At 46.7% G+C, this 20,816-nt stretch carries 21 protein-coding genes; 13 read left to right on the forward strand and 8 right to left on the reverse strand.

Annotated elements, in window-relative coordinates; genetic code table 11:
• Nucleotides 1-96: 96 nt before the first annotated feature.
• Nucleotides 97-966 carry an NAD kinase gene (locus tag DWX62_RS17805; protein WP_009037868.1) on the reverse strand — a complete coding sequence of 290 codons (870 nt, stop codon included), beginning with the start codon at nucleotides 964-966 and terminating at the stop codon, nucleotides 97-99.
• Between the two features lie 104 nt (nucleotides 967-1,070).
• Between DWX62_RS17805 and DWX62_RS17810 the strand changes: the two genes are divergently transcribed.
• The 13 genes from DWX62_RS17810 to folE all read left to right on the forward strand — a co-directional run bounded on the left by DWX62_RS17810 (nucleotide 1,071) and on the right by folE (nucleotide 12,337).
• Complete coding sequence (locus DWX62_RS17810) at nucleotides 1,071-1,784, forward strand: pyridoxine 5'-phosphate synthase (RefSeq protein ID WP_005829949.1); 714 nt, start codon at nucleotides 1,071-1,073, stop codon at nucleotides 1,782-1,784.
• Nucleotides 1,784-2,500 carry a MotA/TolQ/ExbB proton channel family protein gene (locus DWX62_RS17815; RefSeq protein WP_005833356.1) on the forward strand — a complete coding sequence of 239 codons (717 nt, stop codon included), beginning with the start codon at nucleotides 1,784-1,786 and terminating at the stop codon, nucleotides 2,498-2,500. Before DWX62_RS17810 ends, DWX62_RS17815 begins: the two co-directional genes overlap by 1 nt.
• Nucleotides 2,501-2,534: 34 nt before the next feature.
• On the forward strand, nucleotides 2,535-2,948 hold the full coding sequence (locus tag DWX62_RS17820; protein ID WP_243636287.1) for a biopolymer transporter ExbD: 414 nt from the start codon (nucleotides 2,535-2,537) through the stop codon (nucleotides 2,946-2,948).
• Between the two features lie 129 nt (nucleotides 2,949-3,077).
• Nucleotides 3,078-3,896 carry a TonB family protein gene (locus DWX62_RS17825; protein ID WP_120173046.1) on the forward strand — a complete coding sequence of 273 codons (819 nt, stop codon included), beginning with the start codon at nucleotides 3,078-3,080 and terminating at the stop codon, nucleotides 3,894-3,896.
• A gap of 14 nt (nucleotides 3,897-3,910) precedes the next feature.
• Nucleotides 3,911-4,465, forward strand: a complete 555-nt coding sequence (locus DWX62_RS17830; RefSeq protein ID WP_005829959.1) for a DJ-1 family glyoxalase III — start codon at nucleotides 3,911-3,913, stop codon at nucleotides 4,463-4,465.
• A gap of 41 nt (nucleotides 4,466-4,506) precedes the next feature.
• A complete protein-coding gene (locus tag DWX62_RS17835) occupies nucleotides 4,507-5,181 on the forward strand; it encodes a 2-C-methyl-D-erythritol 4-phosphate cytidylyltransferase (RefSeq protein WP_009037872.1) in 675 nt (224 codons plus the stop codon).
• Entirely contained in the window at nucleotides 5,169-7,265 is a 2,097-nt protein-coding gene (recG, locus tag DWX62_RS17840) for an ATP-dependent DNA helicase RecG (RefSeq protein WP_035450091.1), read from the forward strand. Before DWX62_RS17835 ends, recG begins: the two co-directional genes overlap by 13 nt.
• A gap of 269 nt (nucleotides 7,266-7,534) precedes the next feature.
• Nucleotides 7,535-8,404 carry a M23 family metallopeptidase gene (locus DWX62_RS17845; protein ID WP_005837478.1) on the forward strand — a complete coding sequence of 290 codons (870 nt, stop codon included), beginning with the start codon at nucleotides 7,535-7,537 and terminating at the stop codon, nucleotides 8,402-8,404.
• A 109-nt stretch (nucleotides 8,405-8,513) separates the two neighbouring features.
• Nucleotides 8,514-9,056 carry a DUF1599 domain-containing protein gene (locus DWX62_RS17850; RefSeq protein ID WP_005833349.1) on the forward strand — a complete coding sequence of 181 codons (543 nt, stop codon included), beginning with the start codon at nucleotides 8,514-8,516 and terminating at the stop codon, nucleotides 9,054-9,056.
• Entirely contained in the window at nucleotides 9,046-10,338 is a 1,293-nt protein-coding gene (locus DWX62_RS17855; protein ID WP_005829971.1) for a BT_3928 family protein, read from the forward strand. The genes DWX62_RS17850 and DWX62_RS17855 overlap by 11 nt, the downstream gene beginning before the upstream one ends.
• A gap of 65 nt (nucleotides 10,339-10,403) precedes the next feature.
• On the forward strand, nucleotides 10,404-11,159 hold the full coding sequence (gene tpiA / locus DWX62_RS17860) for a triose-phosphate isomerase (RefSeq protein ID WP_005829974.1): 756 nt from the start codon (nucleotides 10,404-10,406) through the stop codon (nucleotides 11,157-11,159).
• Nucleotides 11,160-11,281: 122 nt separating this feature from the next.
• Entirely contained in the window at nucleotides 11,282-11,740 is a 459-nt protein-coding gene (locus tag DWX62_RS17865; protein WP_005829980.1) for an SPOR domain-containing protein, read from the forward strand.
• A 9-nt stretch (nucleotides 11,741-11,749) separates the two neighbouring features.
• Nucleotides 11,750-12,337, forward strand: a complete 588-nt coding sequence (gene folE, locus DWX62_RS17870; protein WP_005829983.1) for a GTP cyclohydrolase I FolE — start codon at nucleotides 11,750-11,752, stop codon at nucleotides 12,335-12,337.
• Nucleotides 12,338-12,359: 22 nt separating this feature from the next.
• Here the strand turns inward: folE and dnaG are convergent, their stop codons facing one another.
• The 7 genes from dnaG to DWX62_RS17905 form a co-directional block, all read right to left on the reverse strand.
• Nucleotides 12,360-14,456 carry a DNA primase gene (dnaG, locus tag DWX62_RS17875; protein ID WP_120173047.1) on the reverse strand — a complete coding sequence of 699 codons (2,097 nt, stop codon included), beginning with the start codon at nucleotides 14,454-14,456 and terminating at the stop codon, nucleotides 12,360-12,362.
• Between the two features lie 87 nt (nucleotides 14,457-14,543).
• A complete protein-coding gene (locus tag DWX62_RS17880) occupies nucleotides 14,544-15,317 on the reverse strand; it encodes a prephenate dehydrogenase/arogenate dehydrogenase family protein (protein WP_117681315.1) in 774 nt (257 codons plus the stop codon).
• A gap of 109 nt (nucleotides 15,318-15,426) precedes the next feature.
• Entirely contained in the window at nucleotides 15,427-16,494 is a 1,068-nt protein-coding gene (locus DWX62_RS17885; protein WP_005829998.1) for a bifunctional 3-deoxy-7-phosphoheptulonate synthase/chorismate mutase type II, read from the reverse strand.
• A gap of 214 nt (nucleotides 16,495-16,708) precedes the next feature.
• On the reverse strand, nucleotides 16,709-17,890 hold the full coding sequence (locus tag DWX62_RS17890; protein WP_022401362.1) for an aminotransferase class I/II-fold pyridoxal phosphate-dependent enzyme: 1,182 nt from the start codon (nucleotides 17,888-17,890) through the stop codon (nucleotides 16,709-16,711).
• The gene (locus DWX62_RS17895) at nucleotides 17,865-18,713 is read right to left on the reverse strand and encodes a prephenate dehydratase (RefSeq protein WP_005830004.1); all 849 of its coding nucleotides are present in this window, start codon (nucleotides 18,711-18,713) and stop codon (nucleotides 17,865-17,867) included. Before DWX62_RS17895 ends, DWX62_RS17890 begins: the two co-directional genes overlap by 26 nt.
• Before the next feature lie 293 nt (nucleotides 18,714-19,006).
• Nucleotides 19,007-19,756, reverse strand: a complete 750-nt coding sequence (locus DWX62_RS17900; RefSeq protein ID WP_044468906.1) for an endonuclease/exonuclease/phosphatase family protein — start codon at nucleotides 19,754-19,756, stop codon at nucleotides 19,007-19,009.
• A 21-nt stretch (nucleotides 19,757-19,777) separates the two neighbouring features.
• Entirely contained in the window at nucleotides 19,778-20,737 is a 960-nt protein-coding gene (locus DWX62_RS17905; RefSeq protein WP_120173048.1) for a tetratricopeptide repeat protein, read from the reverse strand.
• Nucleotides 20,738-20,816 lie beyond the last annotated feature (79 nt).

A 20,816-nucleotide genomic window follows, 5' to 3' on the forward strand; every position in this document is an offset into this window, starting at 1 on the left:
TGTAGGCTTCCTTGCTGCGATTGGACATATCTGGTGATTCTTGTTCAGAAGGCAAAGATTAAGTTATCCTGCTGGAGTGAATGAAGTGATATAGGCTTATCTGATGTCTGCCCCCCACATTAGTTTATTGCGAAGGGTATCAAAGAAAATATGGTTGAACCGTTTCACTACCTTTATGCTATAGTCGGCACGTGAGATGTGCAACTGGGTCGTTTCTTTGCAGGACTCGCTACGGCCGTCGATGGCAACCAAGAAGTTGTGGCTGCGGCTTTCCACATCAAGTGTAATTTCCCAGTCGTCACAAATGACGATGGGACGGACGTTGAGGCTGTGTGGAGCCACCGGGGTGATGGCAATGGTTTTACTGTGGGGCACAATGACCGGACCGCCGACGCTGAGTGAGTAGGCGGTGGAACCGGTAGGTGTGGAGATAACTAGGCCGTCAGCTTGATAAGTGGTCAACGGAGCGCCATTGATGGCGGCGTGGATACTGATCATGGACGAACTGTCCCGCTTCAATACGGCTATCTCATTGAGGGCGTAAGGGGATTGCATCAAGCGTTCATCGTCGCACCTCAGTTGCAGTACACTACGCTCTTCCACCTTATAGTGGTTGTTGTAGATTTCATCGAAGGTCTCTTCCATCTCTTCCGGTGAGATGTCGGCAAGGAAACCCAGCCGGCCGGTATTGATGCCCAATATGGGGATATTCTTCTTTCCTACACGGCTGGCTGCTTTCAGGAAAGTGCCGTCGCCACCGATGCTGATAACCATGTCGGCACAGAAATCATCTCCGTCAAACAATTCGGCGTCAGGTATGTTTAAATGTAAATCGGTAGTCAGGAAGTGATGGAATTCCCGGCAGATGCAGAGCTGTGCATTATGCTGTCCGAGCAACCGGAAGAGGTTTTCTGCATGCGAGGATTTCTTTGCTTGGTAGGTATTTCCGAATATGGCAAATTTCATAATCAATTCTGTTGGATTGAAGTGCAAAGATGCTATTTTTTTCTCAGAATGCTGCCAATATATAACTATTATTTGTACTTTTGTCCCAAACTATAAACCGAATTATGACTAGATTAAGCGTTAATATAAATAAGGTGGCAACGCTGCGCAATGCCCGGGGAGGTGATGTCCCGAATGTTGTGAAGGTAGCGCTGGATTGTGAAGACTTTGGTGCTGATGGCATTACGGTGCATCCCCGTCCTGACGAGAGGCATATCCGCCGTAAGGATGTATATGATTTGCGGCCGTTGCTGCGGACAGAGTTCAATATCGAGGGTTATCCTGCACCCGAATTTATGGATTTGGTCTTGAAGGTGAAACCGCATCAGGTAACTTTGGTGCCCGACAGCCCTACACAGCTGACTTCAAACGCAGGCTGGGATACCAAGACCCATTTTGACTTCTTGAACGAAGTGTTGGATGAGTTCAACAATGCTGGTATCCGTACTTCCGTATTTGTTTCCACCGATGCCGAAATGATAGAATATGCTGCCAAAGCCGGTGCCGATCGCGTGGAGCTATATACGGAACCTTATGCTACGGCTTATCCCAAAGGACGGGAAGCGGCTGTAGCTCCTTTTGTCGAGGCTGCCAAGGTGGCCCGCAGCTTAGGTCTGGGGCTGAATGCCGGACATGATCTGAGTCTGGTGAATCTGAATTATTTTTATCAAAACATTCCGTGGCTGGACGAGGTATCCATCGGGCATGCGCTGATTAGTGACGCGTTGTATCTGGGATTGGAGCGTACGGTCAAGGAATATAAAAACTGTCTTCGCTGATGAATGTAATGTTGTTATTGGCCCAAGTGGCTCCGGCACTGACTGACTCTATTGCAGGTGCCAATCCGGTACTGACACAAGTAAACGCTTCCGACGAAATGAATTTATGGAGCATGGCCATCAAAGGTGGCTGGATTATGATTGTCTTGGGTTTGATGTCCGTACTTTGTTTCTACATCTTGTTTGAACGTAATTATGTTATCCGGAAGGCGGGGAAAGAAGACCCTCAGTTCATGGATAAAATAAAGGATTATATTTTGGGTGGGGAATTGAAAGCTGCCATTGCTTATTGTCGCAGTGTGGATACTCCCTCGGCCCGTATGATTGAAAAGGGTATCAGCCGTTTGGGACGCCCGGTGAACGATGTGCAGGCTGCCATCGAGAATGTGGGTAATATTGAGGTTGCCAAACTGGAGAAGGGAATGACGATTATGGCCACGATTTCCGGTGGCGCTCCTATGCTAGGCTTCCTTGGCACGGTGACGGGTATGGTACGTGCATTTTGGCAAATGGCAAATGCCGGAAATAATATTGATATAACGTTGCTTTCCGGTGGTATTTATGAGGCGATGATTACTACGGTGGGCGGTTTGATAGTCGGTATCATAGCTATGTTTGCCTACAATTACCTGGTGACATTGATAGATGGCGTGGTCAACAAGATGGAAGCCAAGACAATGGCATTCATGGATTTGTTGAACGAACCGGCGAAATGATTAATTAAAGAATTAAGAATTAAAACTTAAAGGCGTGTTAAAACGTAGAGCTAAAATATCACCTAATTTCAGTATGGCGTCCATGACGGACCTGATTTTCCTGCTGCTGATTTTCTTTATGATAACATCTACCATGGTATCGCCCAATGCTATCAAGGTACTGCTGCCGCAGGGAAAGCAACAGACTTCTGCAAAGCCTTTGACAAGAGTCATCATAGATAAGAATCTGAATTATTATGCTGCTTTTGGCAATGACAAGGAACTGTCTCTGACGCTTGAAGAATTGACTCCTTTCCTACAATCGTGTGCGGAGAGGGAGCCTGAAATGTATATAGCTTTGTATGCTGACGAAACAGTGCCTTACCGGGAAATCGTGAAGGTGCTGAACATTGCAAACGAGAATAAATTCAAGATGGTGCTGGCTACACGGCCGCCGGAAGGAAAATAGATTGATTTACGATTAGACGATTTACGATTTACGATTGGAAGAACCTCGTAAAGAGTAAGCGTCGAAAGTAGCCGTGAGTGGGAAAGTAACTTTAATCGTAAATCGTAAATTGTCTAATTGTAAATAGCAATGGTGAATCGGAAGAAGAAAGGAAAATATATAGGTATGGCAGGTGCACTTGTGGTGCATGTTGCCATTATTGCCCTTCTGATACTGGTAGGATTCACACCGCCGGAACCCTCGGAAGAAGGCGGTGTACCCGTTATGCTGGGAGAGGTGCCCGATGCACTGGGCGCTGCCGACCCTTCTTTAGTAAAGGTAGATGTCATGCCGGAGGAAACCGCTCCTCAGGTGCAGGAAACGGTGGAGCAGGACATCATTACGCAGGAAACTGAAGAAACCGTTGCCATAAAGCCCAAAGCCGAACCCAAGAAAAAGGAGGAGGTGAAGAAACCGGAAAAGACGGAAGCCGAAAAAGCGGAAGAGGCCCGCAAACTGGCAGCGGCAAAAGCCGAACGGGAACGTAAGGAAGCCGAGGAAGCTGCCCGTAAACGGGTAGTTGGCGCTTTTGGCAAAGGTGCCCAAATGGGTAGTAAAGGCGATACGGAAGGCGAAGGTATTCAAGGAAGTCCTACGGGAAATGCTCCGTCCGGAGCCACTTCGGGTACGGGAGGCTACGGCTCGTTTAATTTGGGCGGACGTTCTCTTGGTGAGGGCGGATTGCCGCGGCCGGTATATAATGTGCAGGATGAAGGTAGGGTTGTGGTGACCATCACAGTGAACCCTGCCGGACATGTGATAGCAACCAGCATCAACCGCCAGACCAATACCGTCAATCCCGCATTGCGGAAAGCGGCAGAGGATGCTGCCAAGAAAGCCCGTTTCAATGCGGTAAGCGGCTTGAACAATCAGACGGGAACAATAACGTATTATTTTAATCTAAAATAAGAGGAGGAACAATTATGGGTACAGTTTATGTTTTTTTTGCCGACGGATTTGAAGAAATAGAAGCTTTTACTTCTGTGGATGTGATGAGACGCGCCGGACTGAACGTAGAAATGGTGACGGTAACCCCTGATGAAATAGTGACGGGAGCACACGATGTTCCGGTCTTGTGCGATAAGAATGTAGTGAACTGCGACTTCTTTGATGCAGAGCTTGTATTATTGCCTGGCGGTATGCCGGGTGCGTCCACTTTGGAGAAGTGTGGAGAACTGCGTAATCTGGTACTGCGTTTTGCCCAAGAGCAGAAACCGATTGCTGCTATTTGTGCGGCTCCTATGGTATTGGGTAAGCTGGGATTGCTGAAAGGCAAGAAGGCTACTTGCTATCCCGGCTTTGAACAGTATTTGGAAGGTGCCGAATGTACGGGTGCTCCGGTAGAAAGAGACGGCAATATCATCACTGGTAAAGGACCGGGCGCTGCCATGGAGTTTGCATTGGCCGTAGTGGAGCTGTTGCAAGGCAAAGAGAAGGTGCAGGAACTGAAAGAAGCTATGTGCGTAACGGATTTATGATTTAAAATCATAAATCATAAATCATAAATCATAAATCATAAATGGTTCAGTATGCTCTGATTGTTGCCGGTGGCAAGGGCTTGCGCATGGGGACCGAACTCCCCAAACAGTTTCTCCCGATAGGGGGGAAACCTGTTTTGATGCGCACTCTGGAGGCGTTTTATGACTACAATGCTGAGATACGGATAATATTGGTGCTTCCCCACAGCCAGCAGGATTACTGGAGGCAGCTGTGCAGGGAGTACTGTTTTTCATTGCCGCATGCCATTGCAGATGGAGGGGAGACGCGGTTCCACTCCGTAAAGAACGGTTTGGCTTTGGTCAAGACACCTGCTTTGGTCGGTGTGCACGATGGGGTGCGTCCGTTCGTGGCCCGGGAAGTGATTGCACGCTGTTATGACTTGGCAGCCGAGAAAAAGGCCGTAATTCCGGTAATCGGTGTGGTGGAGACCGTTCGCCGTATGGAAGGGGAAAGCAGTGTGACTGTCGGCAGGGATGATTATAGATTGGTGCAGACTCCCCAGGTTTTTGATGCGGAACTGCTGAAAGCGGCATACGAGCAGCCCTATACACCCCATTTTACCGATGATGCTTCTGTGGTGGAGGCATTGGGTGTATCTGTCTTTTTGACGCCGGGAAATCGGGAAAACATTAAAATAACCACTCCTTTTGATTTAAAAATAGCCACAGCTCTGATAGGTTCATGTTCGATTTAGCCACGCGTGACATAAAATATTTGTCGGGCGTCGGGCCGCAGCGTGCTTCGGTGCTCAATAAGGAATTGGGCATTTACTCCTTGCACGATTTGCTATATTACTTTCCATATAAATATGTAGACCGCAGTCGGATTTATTATATTCAGGAGATCGATGGGACGATGCCCTATATTCAGCTGAAAGGTGAAATACTAAGTTTTGAGACGGCTGGAGAAGGGCGCCAGCGCAGGTTGATTGCTCATTTCTCGGACGGTACGGGGGTGGTGGACCTGGTTTGGTTCCAGGGCATCAAATATTTGGTAGGGAAGTATAAAGTGCATCAGGAATATATTGTGTTTGGAAAACCGACCTTCTTCAATGGTAGAATAAATATGGCTCATCCGGATATAGACTCTGCTTCGGATTTGAAATTGTCGTCCATGGGGTTACAACCTTATTATAATACGACTGAAAAGATGAAACGGAGTTCTCTCAATTCGCATGCCATCGAGAAGATGATGAATACGGTGGTGCAGCAGTTGCGTGAGCCGTTGCCCGAGACCCTTTCTCCCGCTATACTTGCCGAGCATCATCTGATGCCGTTGACGGAAGCTTTGGTCAATATACACTTTCCCGCTAATCCGGATTTATTGCGTAAGGCACAGTATCGCCTGAAGTTTGAGGAGCTCTTTTACGTACAGTTGAATATTCTGAGGTATGCAAAAGACCGTCAGCGGAAATATCGCGGTTATATTTTTGAAAGGGTGGGCGAAGTGTTCAATACCTTCTACTCCCGTAATCTTCCTTTTGAACTGACCAATGCACAGAAGCGGGTATTGAAGGAAATCCGTAAGGATGTAGGCTCAGGAAAGCAGATGAACCGCTTGCTGCAAGGGGATGTGGGAAGTGGAAAGACGCTTGTCGCACTGATGAGTATGTTGATGGCGCTCGATAATGGTTTTCAGGCATGCATGATGGCACCTACCGAGATTTTGGCAAACCAGCACTATGAAACCATCCGTGAGCTGCTGTATGGAATGGAGGTACGTGTGGAACTGTTGACCGGTTCTGTTAAGGGCAAGCGGCGCGAAGCTATCCTTGTCGGTTTGTTGACGGGAGACATACATATACTGATAGGTACCCATGCCGTCATTGAAGATACGGTGAATTTTGCTTCGCTCGGTTTGGTTGTGATTGACGAGCAGCATCGTTTCGGTGTGGCCCAACGGGCACGGTTGTGGACAAAGAATGTGCAGCCTCCCCATGTATTGGTGATGACGGCAACCCCGATTCCCCGTACATTGGCAATGACGCTTTATGGCGATTTGGATGTGTCTGTCATCGATGAATTGCCTCCCGGACGTAAACCGATTGTCACTCTTCATCAGTTTGATAGCCGTCGGATAAGCTTGTATCAGTCCATGCACAAGCAGATTGCCGAAGGCCGGCAGGTCTATATTGTCTACCCGCTGATTAAGGAAAGCGAAAAGATTGACTTAAAGAACCTTGAAGAAGGGTATCTGCATGTTTGTGAAGAGTTTCCCGAGTGTAGGGTTTGCAAGGTACATGGAAAGATGAAACCTGCTGAAAAGGATGCTCAGATGCAATTGTTTGTATCCGGCGAGGCACAGATAATGGTGGCTACCACCGTGATTGAGGTAGGTGTAAATGTGCCCAATGCTTCGGTGATGGTGATTGAGAACGCCGAGCGTTTCGGGCTGTCCCAGCTTCATCAGCTTCGGGGACGTGTAGGACGTGGAGCTGACCAGTCCTATTGTATCCTGGTTACCGGCTACAAGTTGGCGGAGGATACAAGGAAGCGTTTGGAGATAATGGTGCGGACTAATGACGGCTTTGAAATAGCGGAAGCAGACTTGAAACTACGTGGTCCTGGAGATTTGGAAGGGACACAGCAGAGCGGCATTGCTTTCGATCTGAAGATTGCCGATATAGCCCGTGACGGACAACTGCTGCAATATGTCCGTGAAGTAGCGCAAACGGTGGTGGATGCAGATCCACATGGCATGTTGCCTGAGAACGAGGTCTTGTGGCGACAACTGAAAGCGTTGAGAAAAACGAACGTTAATTGGGCTGCCATTAGCTGAAAAAACGGTTAAACATGCACTTTTATTGCATTTTATGTTGTAAAACATGTTTGCTTGTAAATCTCCTATCTATAGGGGATTAAGACATCTTTGCGAGCTTTACAGTTTCCTCCTCTTCGAAAAAATAGTTAATGACTGATGTCGTTTTTCAGAGAGAAATGTTACCTTTGGGAGAATTTTTGAAAATCAATCTGGATATTCGCGTAGAACAAGTGGTGTTTGATTTGCCGAGATGCTTGCAACGGATATCAAAATGAATGACGAAACGGATGAATTTTAATTGGATAAAAACTGCTTTATTGGCTGCGACGGCAATGGTTAGCTTGAATTCTTTCTCGCAAGACCTGATTGCCCGCCAGGCCCCTATCGACAGAAAACTTAAGAGTGTTGATTCACTGGCTTTGCAAAAACAGATACGTGCGGAACAATCATTGTATCCGGGTTTGGATTTGTATCCCAACTGGAACAACGAATTCGTACAAGCCTATGGCAATGCGATTGTGCCTGAGAGCTATACATTTGATTTGACAGGTTTCTGTATGCCTACTCCCAATACCCGTATCACAGATGTATTCGGTTACCGTCCCCGGAGAAGAAGAGCTCATTATGGTTTGGATATCAAGGTGTATGTAGGCGATACAATCCGTGCGGCTTTTGATGGAAAAGTACGCGTTGTCAAGAATCAAGGTCGTCGTGGATACGGCAAATACGTCGTTATTCGTCACGACAATGGCTTGGAAACAGTTTACGGACACTTGTCTAAACAATTAGTTGATACAAACCAGTTGGTAAAAGCCGGCGAACCGATTGCATTGGGAGGAAATACCGGACGTTCTACCGGTTCACACCTTCACTTTGAAACCCGTTTCTTGGGTATTCCCATCAATCCTGCGCTTATGTTTGATTTTGAAAAGCAGGATATCGTAGCTGATTCCTATACTTTCCATAAGACAAAAGGCTCTTCCGGTACGGCGCGTAGCATGGCATCGGGTGAAGGTCTGTTCTATAAGGTAAAGAAGGGAGACACATTGGGACGGATTGCAGCACGTCAGGGAACCTCCATCGACAAGCTTTGCAAACTGAACAGAATTACGCGTAAAACAATCCTGAGACCGGGACAAGTATTGCGCTGCTCATAAAAACGTAAACAATCTCTATAGAAGAGGGTACTTTAATAGATTTTAGAGTGCCCTCTTTTTCTTTTTCTTTAATTATTCCTATCTTTGCAGCGCACTGTGAAAAAAGGAAATGAAAGATACCAAGCAACAATTTGAACATGTCATTGCGGTTTGCCGTGACTTGTTCTCTAAGAAACTTCATGATTACGGTCCGGCGTGGCGCATTCTTCGTCCGTCTTCCGTAACAGATCAGATATTCATCAAAGCCAACCGTATCAGAAGTATTGAAACGAAAGGGGTGACTTTGGTAGACGAAGGCATCCGTTCTGAATTCATAGCTATTGTCAACTATGGAATTGTAGGATTGATACAGTTGGAGCTTGGTTATGCCGAAGCTGCCGATATGACCAATGAAGAGGCGTTGGTGCTGTATGATAAATATGCCAAAACCTCTTTGGAGTTGATGCTTGCCAAAAATCATGATTATGATGAGGCTTGGCGTAGTATGCGTATCAGTTCGTATACGGATTTGATATTGATGAAGATTTATCGGACAAAGCAGATTGAAAGCTTGTCCGGAGCGACTTTGGTTTCGGAAGGTATTGATGCCAACTATATGGATATGATTAACTATTCTGTATTCGGCTTAATTAAGATTGAATTTGGAGATTGACAAGAAACATATTGTCGGGAAAGTTTGGGTGAACCTCTGCCGTTTTCTGCTGGGGGCTTTGTTCATATTTTCCGGATTTGTGAAAGCTGTTGATCCGTTGGGTTTCTTCTATAAAATTCAAGATTACCTGACGGCTTTCGGCATGATTTCCTGGTTTCCTTCTTATGCGCCCTTGCTGGTAGGGATAGCGTTGTCTGCCATAGAGTTCAGTGTAGGTGTTTTCTTGTTTTTGGGTATACGCCGGAAGGTGGCATCTGTATTGGCATTATTGCTGATGGTTGTAATGACTCCGCTAACACTTTATCTGGCTTTGGCGAATCCGGTATCCGACTGCGGATGCTTCGGTGATGCGTGGATATTGACCAATTGGCAGACTTTCGGCAAGAACGTAGTATTGTTGGTGGCGGCAGTATCTGTATTCAAGTGGCAGGATTTACTGGTGCGTTTCATTACTCCGAAGATGGAGTGGATGATTTCCATGTATACGTTTCTATTTGTGTTTGCGTTGTCCTTCTATTGCCTGGAGAATTTGCCGATACTTGATTTCCGACCTTACAGAATTGGAGCGAATATCAAGGCGGGCATGGAAATTCCGGAAGGTGCTAAACCAAGCGTGTTTGAAAGCCGGTTCATTTTGGAAAAAGGAGGAAAGCGTCAGGAATTTACATTGGACAACTATCCGGACAGTACATGGACGTTTGTAGAATCGCGTACGATACTGAAGGAAAAAGGTTATGAACCTCCCATTCATGATTTTTCCATGATGAGTCTGGATACATGGGAAGATATAACGGACAGCGTACTGTCGGATAAAGGATATACGTTTCTGCTGGTTGCCCATCGGATAGAAGGAGCGGACGACAGTAACATCGACCTTATCAATGAAATATACGATTACAGTGTGGAGCATGGTTATGGCTTTTATGCCTTGACTTCATCTCCGGAAGACGAGATAGAATTGTGGCGTGACAAGACTGGAGCGGAATACCCTTTCTGCCAGACAGATGATATTACGCTGAAGACCATTATCCGTTCAAATCCCGGTTTGCTGTTGGTAAAGGACGGAACAATTTTGAATAAGTGGAGTGACAACCGGCTGCCTGATGAATATGTGCTGACCGATAGCCTGGACAAGTTGGAATTGGGCAAGCAGAAGCAGGAAAGTGACTTACAAACAATAGGCTATGTGTTGCTGTGGTTCATCCTTCCTCTGATGATGGTGCTTTGTGTCGATATTTTAGTCGTAAGGCGCCGGGAGAAACAACGCCTCAGACAACAATAGTATCAAATAGTAAATAGTAAATTGTCAAATAGTAAATACATTAACCCTTTTAATAATAAAACAAAATGAGAAAAAACATTGTTGCAGGAAACTGGAAAATGAACAAAACCCTCCAAGAGGGTATTGCTCTTGCAAAAGAACTGAATGAAACATTGGCTAACGAAAAGCCTAACTGTGATGTAATCATCTGTACTCCGTTTATCCACCTGGCATCTGTTACTCCTTTGGTAGACGCTGCCAAGATTGGTGTAGGTGCAGAAAACTGTGCAGACAAGGAGTCAGGCGCATATACCGGCGAAGTATCAGCTGCTATGGTTGCTTCTACTGGTGCAAAATATGTCATTCTGGGTCACTCTGAACGTCGTGCTTACTATGGTGAAACAGTTGCTATTCTGGAAGAAAAAGTAAAATTGGCTTTGGCTAACGGTCTGACTCCGATTTTCTGTATCGGTGAGGTATTGGAAGAACGTGAAGCAAACAAGCAGAATGAAGTGGTAGCCGCTCAGCTGGCTTCTGTATTCTCTTTGTCTGCCGAAGATTTCTCTAAGATTATTTTGGCTTACGAGCCGGTTTGGGCTATCGGTACCGGTAAGACTGCTACTGCAGAACAAGCACAGGAAATCCACGCTTTCATCCGTTCCTTGATTGCTGAAAAGTATGGTAAGGAAATTGCTGACAACTGCTCTATCCTTTATGGTGGCAGCTGTAAGCCTTCTAATGCAAAGGAACTGTTTGCCAACCCGGATGTTGACGGCGGTCTGATTGGTGGTGCTGCCTTGAAGGTTTCTGACTTCAAGGGTATCATCGATGCCTTTAATTAAATAGTTGAAAGCTGAAAGTTGAAAATTGAAAATGGATTGCATGTTGTATCTGCATGACTGTTTTTCATTTTCTATTTTCCATTTTCAGCTTTCCATTTTCCGTTATATAAAGATATTGACTCATGAAAAAGCTTGGTTTACTTTTAGTTGCATGTTTCGCTTTTGCAACGATTTCTGTAGCGCAGAATAATATTGTGAAAAGCCTGGAACGTAATGTGCCGGGACAAGGCAAGGTGACTATCCATCAAGATGCACGCATTGCGGCATTGATAGGTTCGGAGTATGTTCCTGCCGGTTCGGATGAGCAGAAAGTGATTAAAAGTTCGGGTTACCGCATACAAGTTTATGCAGGGAATAATACCCGTCAGGCCAAGAACGAAGCTTATGCGGTAGCTACCCGCATCAAGGAACATTTTCCCGAACTTACAGTTTATACCTCTTTCAATCCCCCTCGTTGGCTGTGCCGTGCAGGAGATTTCCGCAGTATCGAAGAAGCGGATGCCATGATGCGTCAGTTGCGGGCTACTGGTGTATTCAAGGAAGTTTCTATCGTGAAAGAGCAGATAAACATCCCCTTATAAAGAATTATCATGTTAGGAAAAGAAGAAATTGTATCTCCTTCATTAGATGAATTGAAGGAACATTATCACCGCATCCTTACTCTGTTGGGTGAAGATGCCGGACGTGAAGGTTTGCAGAAGACACCTGAACGGGTGGCGAAGGCCATGTTGTCGTTGACGAAAGGGTATCATATGGACCCGCACGAGGTACTCCGTTCGGCCAAATTTCAAGAGGAATACAGTCAGATGGTGATTGTGAAAGACATTGACTTCTTCTCGCTTTGCGAACATCACATGCTTCCCTTCTACGGAAAGGCACATGTGGCATATATTCCTAACGGCTACATTACCGGACTGAGCAAGATAGCCCGCGTAGTGGATATTTTCTCTCACCGCCTGCAAGTGCAGGAACGTATGACTCTCCAAATAAAAGAGTGTATTCAGGAGACGCTGAATCCGCTGGGGGTTATGGTTGTTGTGGAAGCCAAACACATGTGCATGCAGATGCGCGGAGTAGAGAAACAGAACTCCATTACCACTACATCCGATTTTACCGGAGCATTCAACCAAGCGAAGACTCGCGAGGAATTTATGAATTTAATCAGGCATAATTCTTGACGGAGAACTCCCCGAATTGAATTTAAAAATTCAGGATGACTCTGTCTCCCAGCCGCTTTGCCATGATGCTTTTTACTTTGTTCAATTCGTTGTAGCGCTCCATGATGCTGTTACACTGGGTTTCATCATTGGCTATGGCAGGGTTCTGTAACGCAAATAGGGTATGCTTCAATTCTTCGCAGACGATGGCATATTTGAAGTTTATCATTAACCGTGGAATTAGCTCATAGAGGCGTTCTTCGTCCGTTACCATTTGTTCTATCTGTGATTTCCTTAACTGATAGCGGTTGCTGATAAGCTCCACACTCAGCTTGCTGATGACGGGGTCGGGATGCGCCACAAAATACCGTTCGGCGGTAAAACCCTCATTGTGGATACGTTCGGCAGCCTCTGTCAGGATTTGCCGGTGAAGCGGATTGTGGAAGGCAAGTTCGTCTTCTTTTAAATCATTGACTATATATTCAGTTACAGTGATAGGGGTTTCCTGCCCCTCTTCATTGGTGACATTGCACATCACCCGCTCACCATAGAGCACTACCATCTTCAGAATAAGTCGTTCGTATTTATAGAACTCCTGGCCCTCCTTGCCCTCCTGCGGGATGAAGGATACATATTCTTCCTCGGGTGGAAAAGGTGGAGGTGTTTCGGAAGGGAGACCGGCAGGCAGTGATTGGGACGGATAGCCAGCTTGTTGTGCGTCGGGGTTGGTAGCTGCAGTATGACTGCCATTGACCCCCGTTTCTGCATTGGCTCTTGCGGCATTGGCCGACCGACGCTCACATTCTGCTCGCTCAGCTTGTTGCTCGGCTTGCTTTTCGCGACGCTTGGCAACCTCAGAAACCAGCAGTTTATCTTCTACGTGCAATAATTGGGCGCACTCCTTGATATAGACATCACGCACAATGGCTTCGGGAATGATGGAAATGCTCTGCACAAGGTTTCCGATAAGCTCGGCACGCTTGATGGGGTCTTTTCCAGCATCTTCCAGCAACAGATTGGTTTTGAAGCGGATAAAGTCCGTTTCATTCTCTTGTATGAAGGCCTGGAACTCCGTCGCATTGTGTTTGCGTGCAAAGGAGTCCGGGTCGTCACCATCGGGCAGGAGGCAGACTTTGACGTTCATGCCTTCTTCCAGCAACATATCAATACCTCGGATAGAGGCCTTTATACCGGCAGCGTCACCGTCGTAGAGCACTGTCATATTGTTGGTGAAACGATGAATCATCCGGATTTGTCCGGATGTCAATGCTGTGCCCGAAGAGGCAACCACATTCTCTATGCCCGATTGGTGCATGGAAATGACGTCTGTATAACCTTCGACCAGAAAACAACGGTCTTGTTTCACAATGGCTTGTTTGGCAAAATATATGCCGTACAGTTCATTGCTTTTATGGTAAATCTCCGATTCAGGCGAGTTGACGTACTTCACCTTGACGCCTTTGGTGGCGCCGGCAAGCACACGTCCCCCGAAAGCCACCACCTTGCCGGAGAGAGTGTGTACCGGAAAGATGACCCGACCCCAGAAGCGGTCGCGCAGTCGGTGGTCGTCCGTCTCGTAGCAGAGGCCGGTCTTGACAAGATAATCCTTTTTATAGCCTTTTTTCAAAGCTTCCTGGGCAAGGGCATCGTGGCTCTCGGTACAATAGCCCAACTGGAACTTCTCGATGATGTCATCCCGGAAGCCGCGGCTGCGGAAATAGGCCATGCCGATACTCCGTCCGTCTACGTGGTTCTTTAGGATATTCTGGAAGTAGTCACGGGCAAAGTTGTTCACAATGAAGAGGCTTTCCCGTTCGCTCTGTGCTATCTTCTCCTCGCTGGATAGTTCGCGTTCTTTGATTTCAATGCCGTATTTTTTTGCGAGATATTTCAGCGCCTCAGGATAAGACATCTGTTCGTGCTCCATGATGAAATGCACTGCATTTCCTCCTTTTCCACAGGCAAAGCACTTGCAGAGCCCTTTGGCGGGGGATACATAGAAAGAAGGGGTTTTGTCATCGTGGAAGGGACACAGTCCTACATAATTCACGCCGCGTTTGCGCAGGGTAACGAAGTCCGATACGACATCGTATATTTGTGCGGCATCGAGAATTCTGTCTATAGTGGGTTGGTCTATCATGAAAGCGGTTCTATTAACAGTGCAAAGATAGGAAAAATCCCTCGTTGAGGACGAGGGAACCTGATGTTTTCACAATGGACATTTTATCTATTTAATCTTTTCTCTGATTTTGGTCAGATACTTCTTCATGCCTTCCGCATCCTTGTTGTTGATGATTTCCAGCAGATTCTTCAGTTCCAGGCGGATGTTCTCCACTTGTGAGGGAGTGCGCGGGTTGAAGAGAATTTCTTGGAGCAAGTAGTCATCTTCACTCAGCAGTCCTTTGGCAATAGCCATGTGCTTCTTGAATGTAGTGCCTGGAGCTTCCTGGTGTTTCATTACCGCTGCAAACACGAAGGTGGATACAAACGGAATGGACAGCGAATAGGCTACAGTCTCATCATGCTCGTCGAATGTATATTCGAAGATGTTCAGTTTCATTGTCTGGTAGAGGTCCTTGAAGAAGATTTTTCCCAAGTGGTCACCTTCGCTGATGATGATGGCATTCTCTGTATTCAGATTGCTGAGACTGGCAAAAGTAGGGCCGAACATGGGATGTGTCGATACATATCGGAAACCGCTTTCTTCGTAAAATTTCTTCAATCCGGTCTTTACCGAAGCAATGTCACTGATGATGCAGTCCTTAGGCAGTACTGGCAGCACTTGGCGGAAAGCGTCCAGCGTGTATTTCACCGTAACGGCATTGATGACCAGCTCCGGCTCGAAGTCCTTGATTTCTTCCAGTGTGGTGAAGCGGTAGGTGTTGTAGACAAAACGCAGTTGGTGCGGATTGACGTCGAACACAGCCGTCTCATGCTGGAAACTCAATATATCTGTAAAGAAAGAGCCCATTTTCCCGGCTCCAAGTATTAGTATTCTCATGATGTTTAATGTGCTAATGTGCTAATGTGCTAATGTGCTAATGTGCTAATTGCCATGCGGCATCACTGCGCAGCCAATTAGCACATTGGCACATTAGCATATTAAATAATTACTTATTTATAATTTCCATTTGTTGCCTCACACTCTCTTCGTGTATCGCCTCAAATACCTTTTTGATGAATTCAGCATCCATGCCACACAATGCGCCTTGCGAGCCGCGTTTCTCGAGGATTTCGTTGTAGCGTCCGGTTTGCAGGATGGTCATGTCATGCTCTTTTTTGTATGTACCGATTTCACGTGCCACACGCATCCGTTTGGCCAGCTCCTGAATAAGATTGTTGTCGCATTCGTCTATCTGCTTGCGCAATTCGCTGAGGTTCTCGGTGCTTTGTGTTTCCTTGCGGATGACCAGCAGGTTGAGGATGTAATCCAGCACATCCGGGGTGACTTGCTGGGCTGCATCGCTCCAGGCACAGTCCGGGTTGCAGTGGCTCTCGATAATCAGTCCGTTGAAGCCCAAATCCATAGCTTGCTGGCAGAGTGGAGCAACCAGTTCGCGCTTTCCACCTATGTGGCTGGGGTCACAGATAATAGGAAGGTTGGGAATTCGGCGGCGCAGCTCAATGGGGATATGCCATTGGGGCAAGTTACGGTAGAGCTTTTTGTCATAGCTGCTAAACCCGCGGTGGATGGCACCCAGACGTTTCAAGCCTGCATTGTTGATACGTTCCAAAGCTCCAATCCACAGCTCCAGGTCAGGATTTACCGGATTCTTCACCAGTACCGGGATATCTACGCCTTTCAGTGCATCGGCAATTTCCTGTACGGCGAAAGGATTGGCGGTGGTACGTGCACCTACCCAAAGAAGGTCAATTCCAGCCTTTAGGCATTCGTATACATGTTTGGCGGTAGCAACTTCTGTTGAAACGTACATGCCGGTTTCTTTCTTTACCTCCTTCAGCCATGCAAGGCCGTCTACGCCTACTCCTTCGAAGCCGCCCGGTTTGGTGCGCGGTTTCCAGATGCCGGCACGGAATAGCTTGAGGCCTTTGTCTGCCAATTGTTTGGCGGTGCTCATTACTTGTTCTTCGGTTTCGGCACTGCAGGGGCCGGCTATTACCATAGGGCGTTTGTCTTCAACACCAGGTAATGTGATAGGTTCTAATTCGAGTTCCATATTCTTTATTTGTTTAATAATATTCTTTAATTATGCTTTTTCTTCCTTGTGACGTTTCCCCCTTTTCAGAAGACTTTCTGAGCAAGGTCCCGGAGATTTAGTAAAACGTCGGAGAAGATTTACTAAATCGTTCCTCCCGTTTTAGTAAATCTCCGGTGGAGTTTTAGTAAACGGGATTCCGGCTTTAGAGTGTTCATCTCTTACTTGTAAGCATTTATTTCATGTCCTTGATACGCTTCAATGCTTCTGCCAGTTTATTGTCCTTACAGCAGAGGGAGATGCGGATATACCGTTTCCCGTTACTTCCGAAGATAAATCCGGGAGTAATGAACACTCTGGCTTTATGCAGCACGTGTTCAGTCAGTTCTTCCACGTCTGTACAGCTGTCGGGTATCTTGCCCCAGAGGAACATGCCTACCTGGTTTTCGTCGTAGGTGCAACCCAGGGTATGCATGATTTCTCCTGCCAACTGACGGCGGTTGCGGTAATTCGCGTTGTTGCCGTCATACCAGTCTTGCTCTGCTTCCAGGGCAGTGGCGGCTGCCAGTTGCATGGCACGGAACATACCGCTGTCGATGTTGCTCTTTACTTTCAATATCCATTGCACGAAGTCGGCATTCGAGGCAAGCATGCCGATACGCCATCCCGGCATGTTGTGGCTTTTGCTCATGGAATTGAATTCTATGCAGCACTCTTTGGCACCCGGAATACTGAGGATGCTGATGGGATGTTCGTTCAGGATGAAACTGTAGGGGTTGTCGTTTACGATGACGATGTCCTTGCGGCGTGCGAAGTCCACCAGTTTCCGGTACAGTTCCGGTGTTGCGTTCGCCCCGGTGGGCATATTGGGATAGTTGGTCCACATCAGTTTTACACGGCTCATGTCCATCCGTTCCAGCTCGTCGAAGTCGGGCATCCAGCCGTTTTCTTCTTTCAAGTTATAGTTCACGACCTCGGCACCCAGAATCTTGCTTAATGAAGTATAGGTGGGATAGCCGGGATTGGGAACCAATACTTGTTCACCGGGGTTGACAAAGGCCAGCGTCACGTGCAGGATGCCTTCTTTGGAGCCGATGAGCGGTTGTATCTCTGTGTTGGGATTCAATGCTACACCGTACCATTTTTTGTACCAGTCCGCAAAACCGCGGCGCAGTTCGGGGATACCTACGTAGGGCATGTAACCATGTCCGTCCGGATTGCAGGCAGCTTCGCAAAGTGTCCGGATTGTCTTTTCGGAAGGCGGCATGTCGGGGCTTCCGATTCCCAGGCTGATGACATCCATTCCTTCGGCATTCATTTGTGCCACTTCTTTCAGCTTCTTCGAGAAGTAGTATTCGCTTACGCTTGCCAGGCGGTCGGCAGGCTTTATTCTACACGTTTGATTTTCCATCTTCATATTCTCCTAATATTTTCAGTTCTTTGGTCAGCGGTGTGATGGCCGCAATGGATTGTTTATATCTCAGCACATTGTCGAAGACGACATCTACGTAAAACTGGTATTCCCATTCACGCCCGATGATGGGCAGTGATTGTATCTTGGTCAGGTTGATGCGGTAGAAAGACAAAATAGACAATACCTGGGAAAGGCTTCCTTCAGTATGGGGAAGTGTGAATACCATGCTTGCCTTGTTGACGTCCTTGCTGCGATGCCGGTTCAGTTCATCTACTTGCCAAGGGTCGGCTACGACCAGGAAACGGGTGAAGTTATGTTTGTTGGTTTCGATACCTTCCTGCAGGACCTTCATGCCATAACGCTCTGCAGCAGCTTTGGAGCAGATAGCTGCATGGCCTTTCAGATGTTCCTGTTGGATGATTTCGGCACTGCGGGCGGTATCTTCGCCTTCCACCACTTTGATTCCGGGGTGTTGCCCCAGGAATTCGCGGCATTGCATCAGGGCGATAGGGTGGGAGTTGACTTCGGTAATATCATCCCAGTCTTCATCGGGCAGGCAGACAAAACTATGGGAAATACGCAGCTTGTACTCGCCGACAATCTGTGCGCCACTTTGGCGTAATAGCTCATTGTTATGCAGCAAACTACCTGCAATGGTGTTTTCTATTGCCAGCATTCCTATGGTCTGACTGTCTTTTTTGATGGCACCGAACACGTCTTCAAAGTTGGCGCAACAGATTAACTCTATTTCTTCTCCTTCGAAGTACTTGTGTGCGGCGATGTCGTGATACGAGCCTAATGTTCCTTGAATGGCTACCTTTTTCATTATTTTTATTTTCTTGGTTATGCTATAAAAAAAATCCCGCTTCCATACGATGGAGCGGGATTCTGTATATTTACTTGTTTCTCTATTCAGTCCTTAAGCATCACTGTCACTTGATACATACAAACTCCCGCTCTACTTTCTGGCTAAAGTAAAAGTAAAAAAAGAAGTAATATGCATAAGTAAATGACTTCATACTTGTATTCTCTGTTTTTGAATTACGTGACAAAAGTAATGCTTTTCTTTTATATACAAACAAAAAACAATGTTTTTTTTAGGGATAGTAGCAATTTAACTTATTTCCCTTTAACTTGTACAATGACTTGAACCGGACGATGGTCGGATGAAATGGTGTCTTCTATGACTTTCCGGTATTGTACGTCAAACCGATACCCATTCTTGGAATAGCCGTAGATGTAGTCTATACATCGGTTGGGACGGTCTGCCGGGAAAGTATAAGAGGTTGTGTCATTGAGGGTGGCAAAATGTTTTGCCAATTCCAGCTGGGGAGCGCTTGCTGGTGCAGAGTTCATGTCGCCTGCCATAAAGATGGGCTTATCGACGTTTTGCAAGGCTTTTTCTATCAATGGTACGGCAAGGAGCTGGTCTTCTGGAGTGAGGGACTGGTGTGTGGCACAAAATACATAATCTTTAAATTCTGCAATAATGAGGGTACGTTTTTCTTCCCGTCCGGGCATTGGAATGATTTTGTATTTTATGGGTATCTCTCTGGAGAGGATTCCGATGCCGTAGCTTCCACCCTGAAAAGGAATGGCTGCTGCATAAGTCCCGTGCATTCCGGTCAGTTTTTCTAGTTCTCCGAGAGCATGGATTCCTTTGTTGCGCACCGTTACACTGTCAAGTTCCTGCAGGGCGACTATGTCCGGAGAAGTTTGACTGATAACATTGGCAATGCGTCGGTAATTGTACTCCTTGTCCATACCGATGCAATTATGTACGTTATAGGACAATATGTTCACTTGCTGTGCATGGGCAGGTGCGAACATCAGTACAAAAAGTACTGATAGAAATAAATTTCGTTTCATTGGCGGCAATAATTGAATTTGTTATAATCCTAGGATATTACCGGTACTTCCCCCCGGTTGGTTACCATATTGTCCGTTAAAGTTCTGTATCTCTTTAGGATTGAGTTCCAGTCCTTTCTTCATGTCCTCCGCAGAGCCTTCCTTGTCTCCGTTCAGCAACTTGGCACGTCCGCGCTCATGATAGGCCTCTGCGAAATTAGGGTTCAGTTCTGTGGCTTCCGTAAAGAGCTCGATGGCTTCTGCCAGCTTGTTTTGGGTGATGTAAAGCTGTCCTAAGTAGAGGAAGGCTTGTTCGTTGAAGGGATTCAACTCTGTCACTTTCTGATAACTGCTTTCTGCTTTTTCTTTGTTTCCCGTAGCTTCTTCTATCTTTCCGCGGAGCAAGATGGCACTTTCGTCTTCCGGGTCTTGTGCCAGAATGGTGTCTATGTCTTCCATCGCTTCCTTGTATTGCTGCATTTGGACCAGTGCTTCGGCACGGAGCAGACGTGCTTCGATGAAATCATCTTTCAGTACGATGGCTTTCGTAAGATGAGCGATGCACATGATGCCGTCCCCTTGCCCATTGTCTGCTTTGCCGAGCAGGTAGTGTGCCATGGCGTTGCCCTCTTCTATTTCGATAGCTTTCTTTGCCGCTCCTGCCATGGCGGGATAGTCTTCCTGCATGTAGCATACGTTGGCTAGACTGAGGTAGGTGGAGGTATGTTCCGGCTCTATTTCGGTCATACGTTCCAGCAGTTTGTGCGCCTCGTCCAGTTCGCTGGTCTGGGTGTAGACTTGGGCGAGATATCCCATGGTCTCGAAGTCTTCCTGAATGGCAAGGGCTTCAGTGAAGCATTTGATGGCGTAGTCTGTACGGCCCATGCGTTGTGCGCGCATACCGTCATACTTGAATATCTCAAAATTCTTCTGTTCGTTTTTTTGTTTCTCATTTGCCGGACTGTCTGACTTGCCGGAGAAAAAAGATTTAAAGAATCCCATAGGTGATTAAAATTTAAAGAATTAAAAATTAAAAAGGAAAAGGAGGGGCATGGTTGATAGGAGATGTTCCTCTCAGCGG

Origin of the sequence: Bacteroides sp. AF20-13LB (assembly GCF_003603065.1) — a bacterium.
Taxonomy (GTDB): domain Bacteria; phylum Bacteroidota; class Bacteroidia; order Bacteroidales; family Bacteroidaceae; genus Bacteroides; species Bacteroides uniformis.

What these genes read in the sequence shown, in the direction of transcription:
- DWX62_RS17880 (WP_117681315.1), bottom strand. Translation starts at nt 15,317, where the DNA reads ATGAGAATACTAATACTTGGAGCCGGGAAAATGGGCTCTTTCTTTACA.
- DWX62_RS17885 (WP_005829998.1), bottom strand. Translation starts at nt 16,494, where the DNA reads ATGGAACTCGAATTAGAACCTATCACATTACCTGGTGTTGAAGACAAA.
- DWX62_RS17850 (WP_005833349.1), top strand. Translation starts at nt 8,514, where the DNA reads ATGAAAGATACCAAGCAACAATTTGAACATGTCATTGCGGTTTGCCGT.
- recG (WP_035450091.1), top strand. Translation starts at nt 5,169, where the DNA reads ATGTTCGATTTAGCCACGCGTGACATAAAATATTTGTCGGGCGTCGGG.
- DWX62_RS17835 (WP_009037872.1), top strand. Translation starts at nt 4,507, where the DNA reads ATGGTTCAGTATGCTCTGATTGTTGCCGGTGGCAAGGGCTTGCGCATG.
- DWX62_RS17825 (WP_120173046.1), top strand. Translation starts at nt 3,078, where the DNA reads ATGGTGAATCGGAAGAAGAAAGGAAAATATATAGGTATGGCAGGTGCA.
- dnaG (WP_120173047.1), bottom strand. Translation starts at nt 14,456, where the DNA reads ATGATAGACCAACCCACTATAGACAGAATTCTCGATGCCGCACAAATA.
- DWX62_RS17830 (WP_005829959.1), top strand. Translation starts at nt 3,911, where the DNA reads ATGGGTACAGTTTATGTTTTTTTTGCCGACGGATTTGAAGAAATAGAA.
- DWX62_RS17905 (WP_120173048.1), bottom strand. Translation starts at nt 20,737, where the DNA reads ATGGGATTCTTTAAATCTTTTTTCTCCGGCAAGTCAGACAGTCCGGCA.
- DWX62_RS17845 (WP_005837478.1), top strand. Translation starts at nt 7,535, where the DNA reads ATGAATTTTAATTGGATAAAAACTGCTTTATTGGCTGCGACGGCAATG.
- DWX62_RS17865 (WP_005829980.1), top strand. Translation starts at nt 11,282, where the DNA reads ATGAAAAAGCTTGGTTTACTTTTAGTTGCATGTTTCGCTTTTGCAACG.
- DWX62_RS17805 (WP_009037868.1), bottom strand. Translation starts at nt 966, where the DNA reads ATGAAATTTGCCATATTCGGAAATACCTACCAAGCAAAGAAATCCTCG.
- tpiA (WP_005829974.1), top strand. Translation starts at nt 10,404, where the DNA reads ATGAGAAAAAACATTGTTGCAGGAAACTGGAAAATGAACAAAACCCTC.
- folE (WP_005829983.1), top strand. Translation starts at nt 11,750, where the DNA reads ATGTTAGGAAAAGAAGAAATTGTATCTCCTTCATTAGATGAATTGAAG.
- DWX62_RS17890 (WP_022401362.1), bottom strand. Translation starts at nt 17,890, where the DNA reads ATGAAGATGGAAAATCAAACGTGTAGAATAAAGCCTGCCGACCGCCTG.
- DWX62_RS17900 (WP_044468906.1), bottom strand. Translation starts at nt 19,756, where the DNA reads ATGAAACGAAATTTATTTCTATCAGTACTTTTTGTACTGATGTTCGCA.
- DWX62_RS17815 (WP_005833356.1), top strand. Translation starts at nt 1,784, where the DNA reads ATGAATGTAATGTTGTTATTGGCCCAAGTGGCTCCGGCACTGACTGAC.
- DWX62_RS17895 (WP_005830004.1), bottom strand. Translation starts at nt 18,713, where the DNA reads ATGAAAAAGGTAGCCATTCAAGGAACATTAGGCTCGTATCACGACATC.
- DWX62_RS17810 (WP_005829949.1), top strand. Translation starts at nt 1,071, where the DNA reads ATGACTAGATTAAGCGTTAATATAAATAAGGTGGCAACGCTGCGCAAT.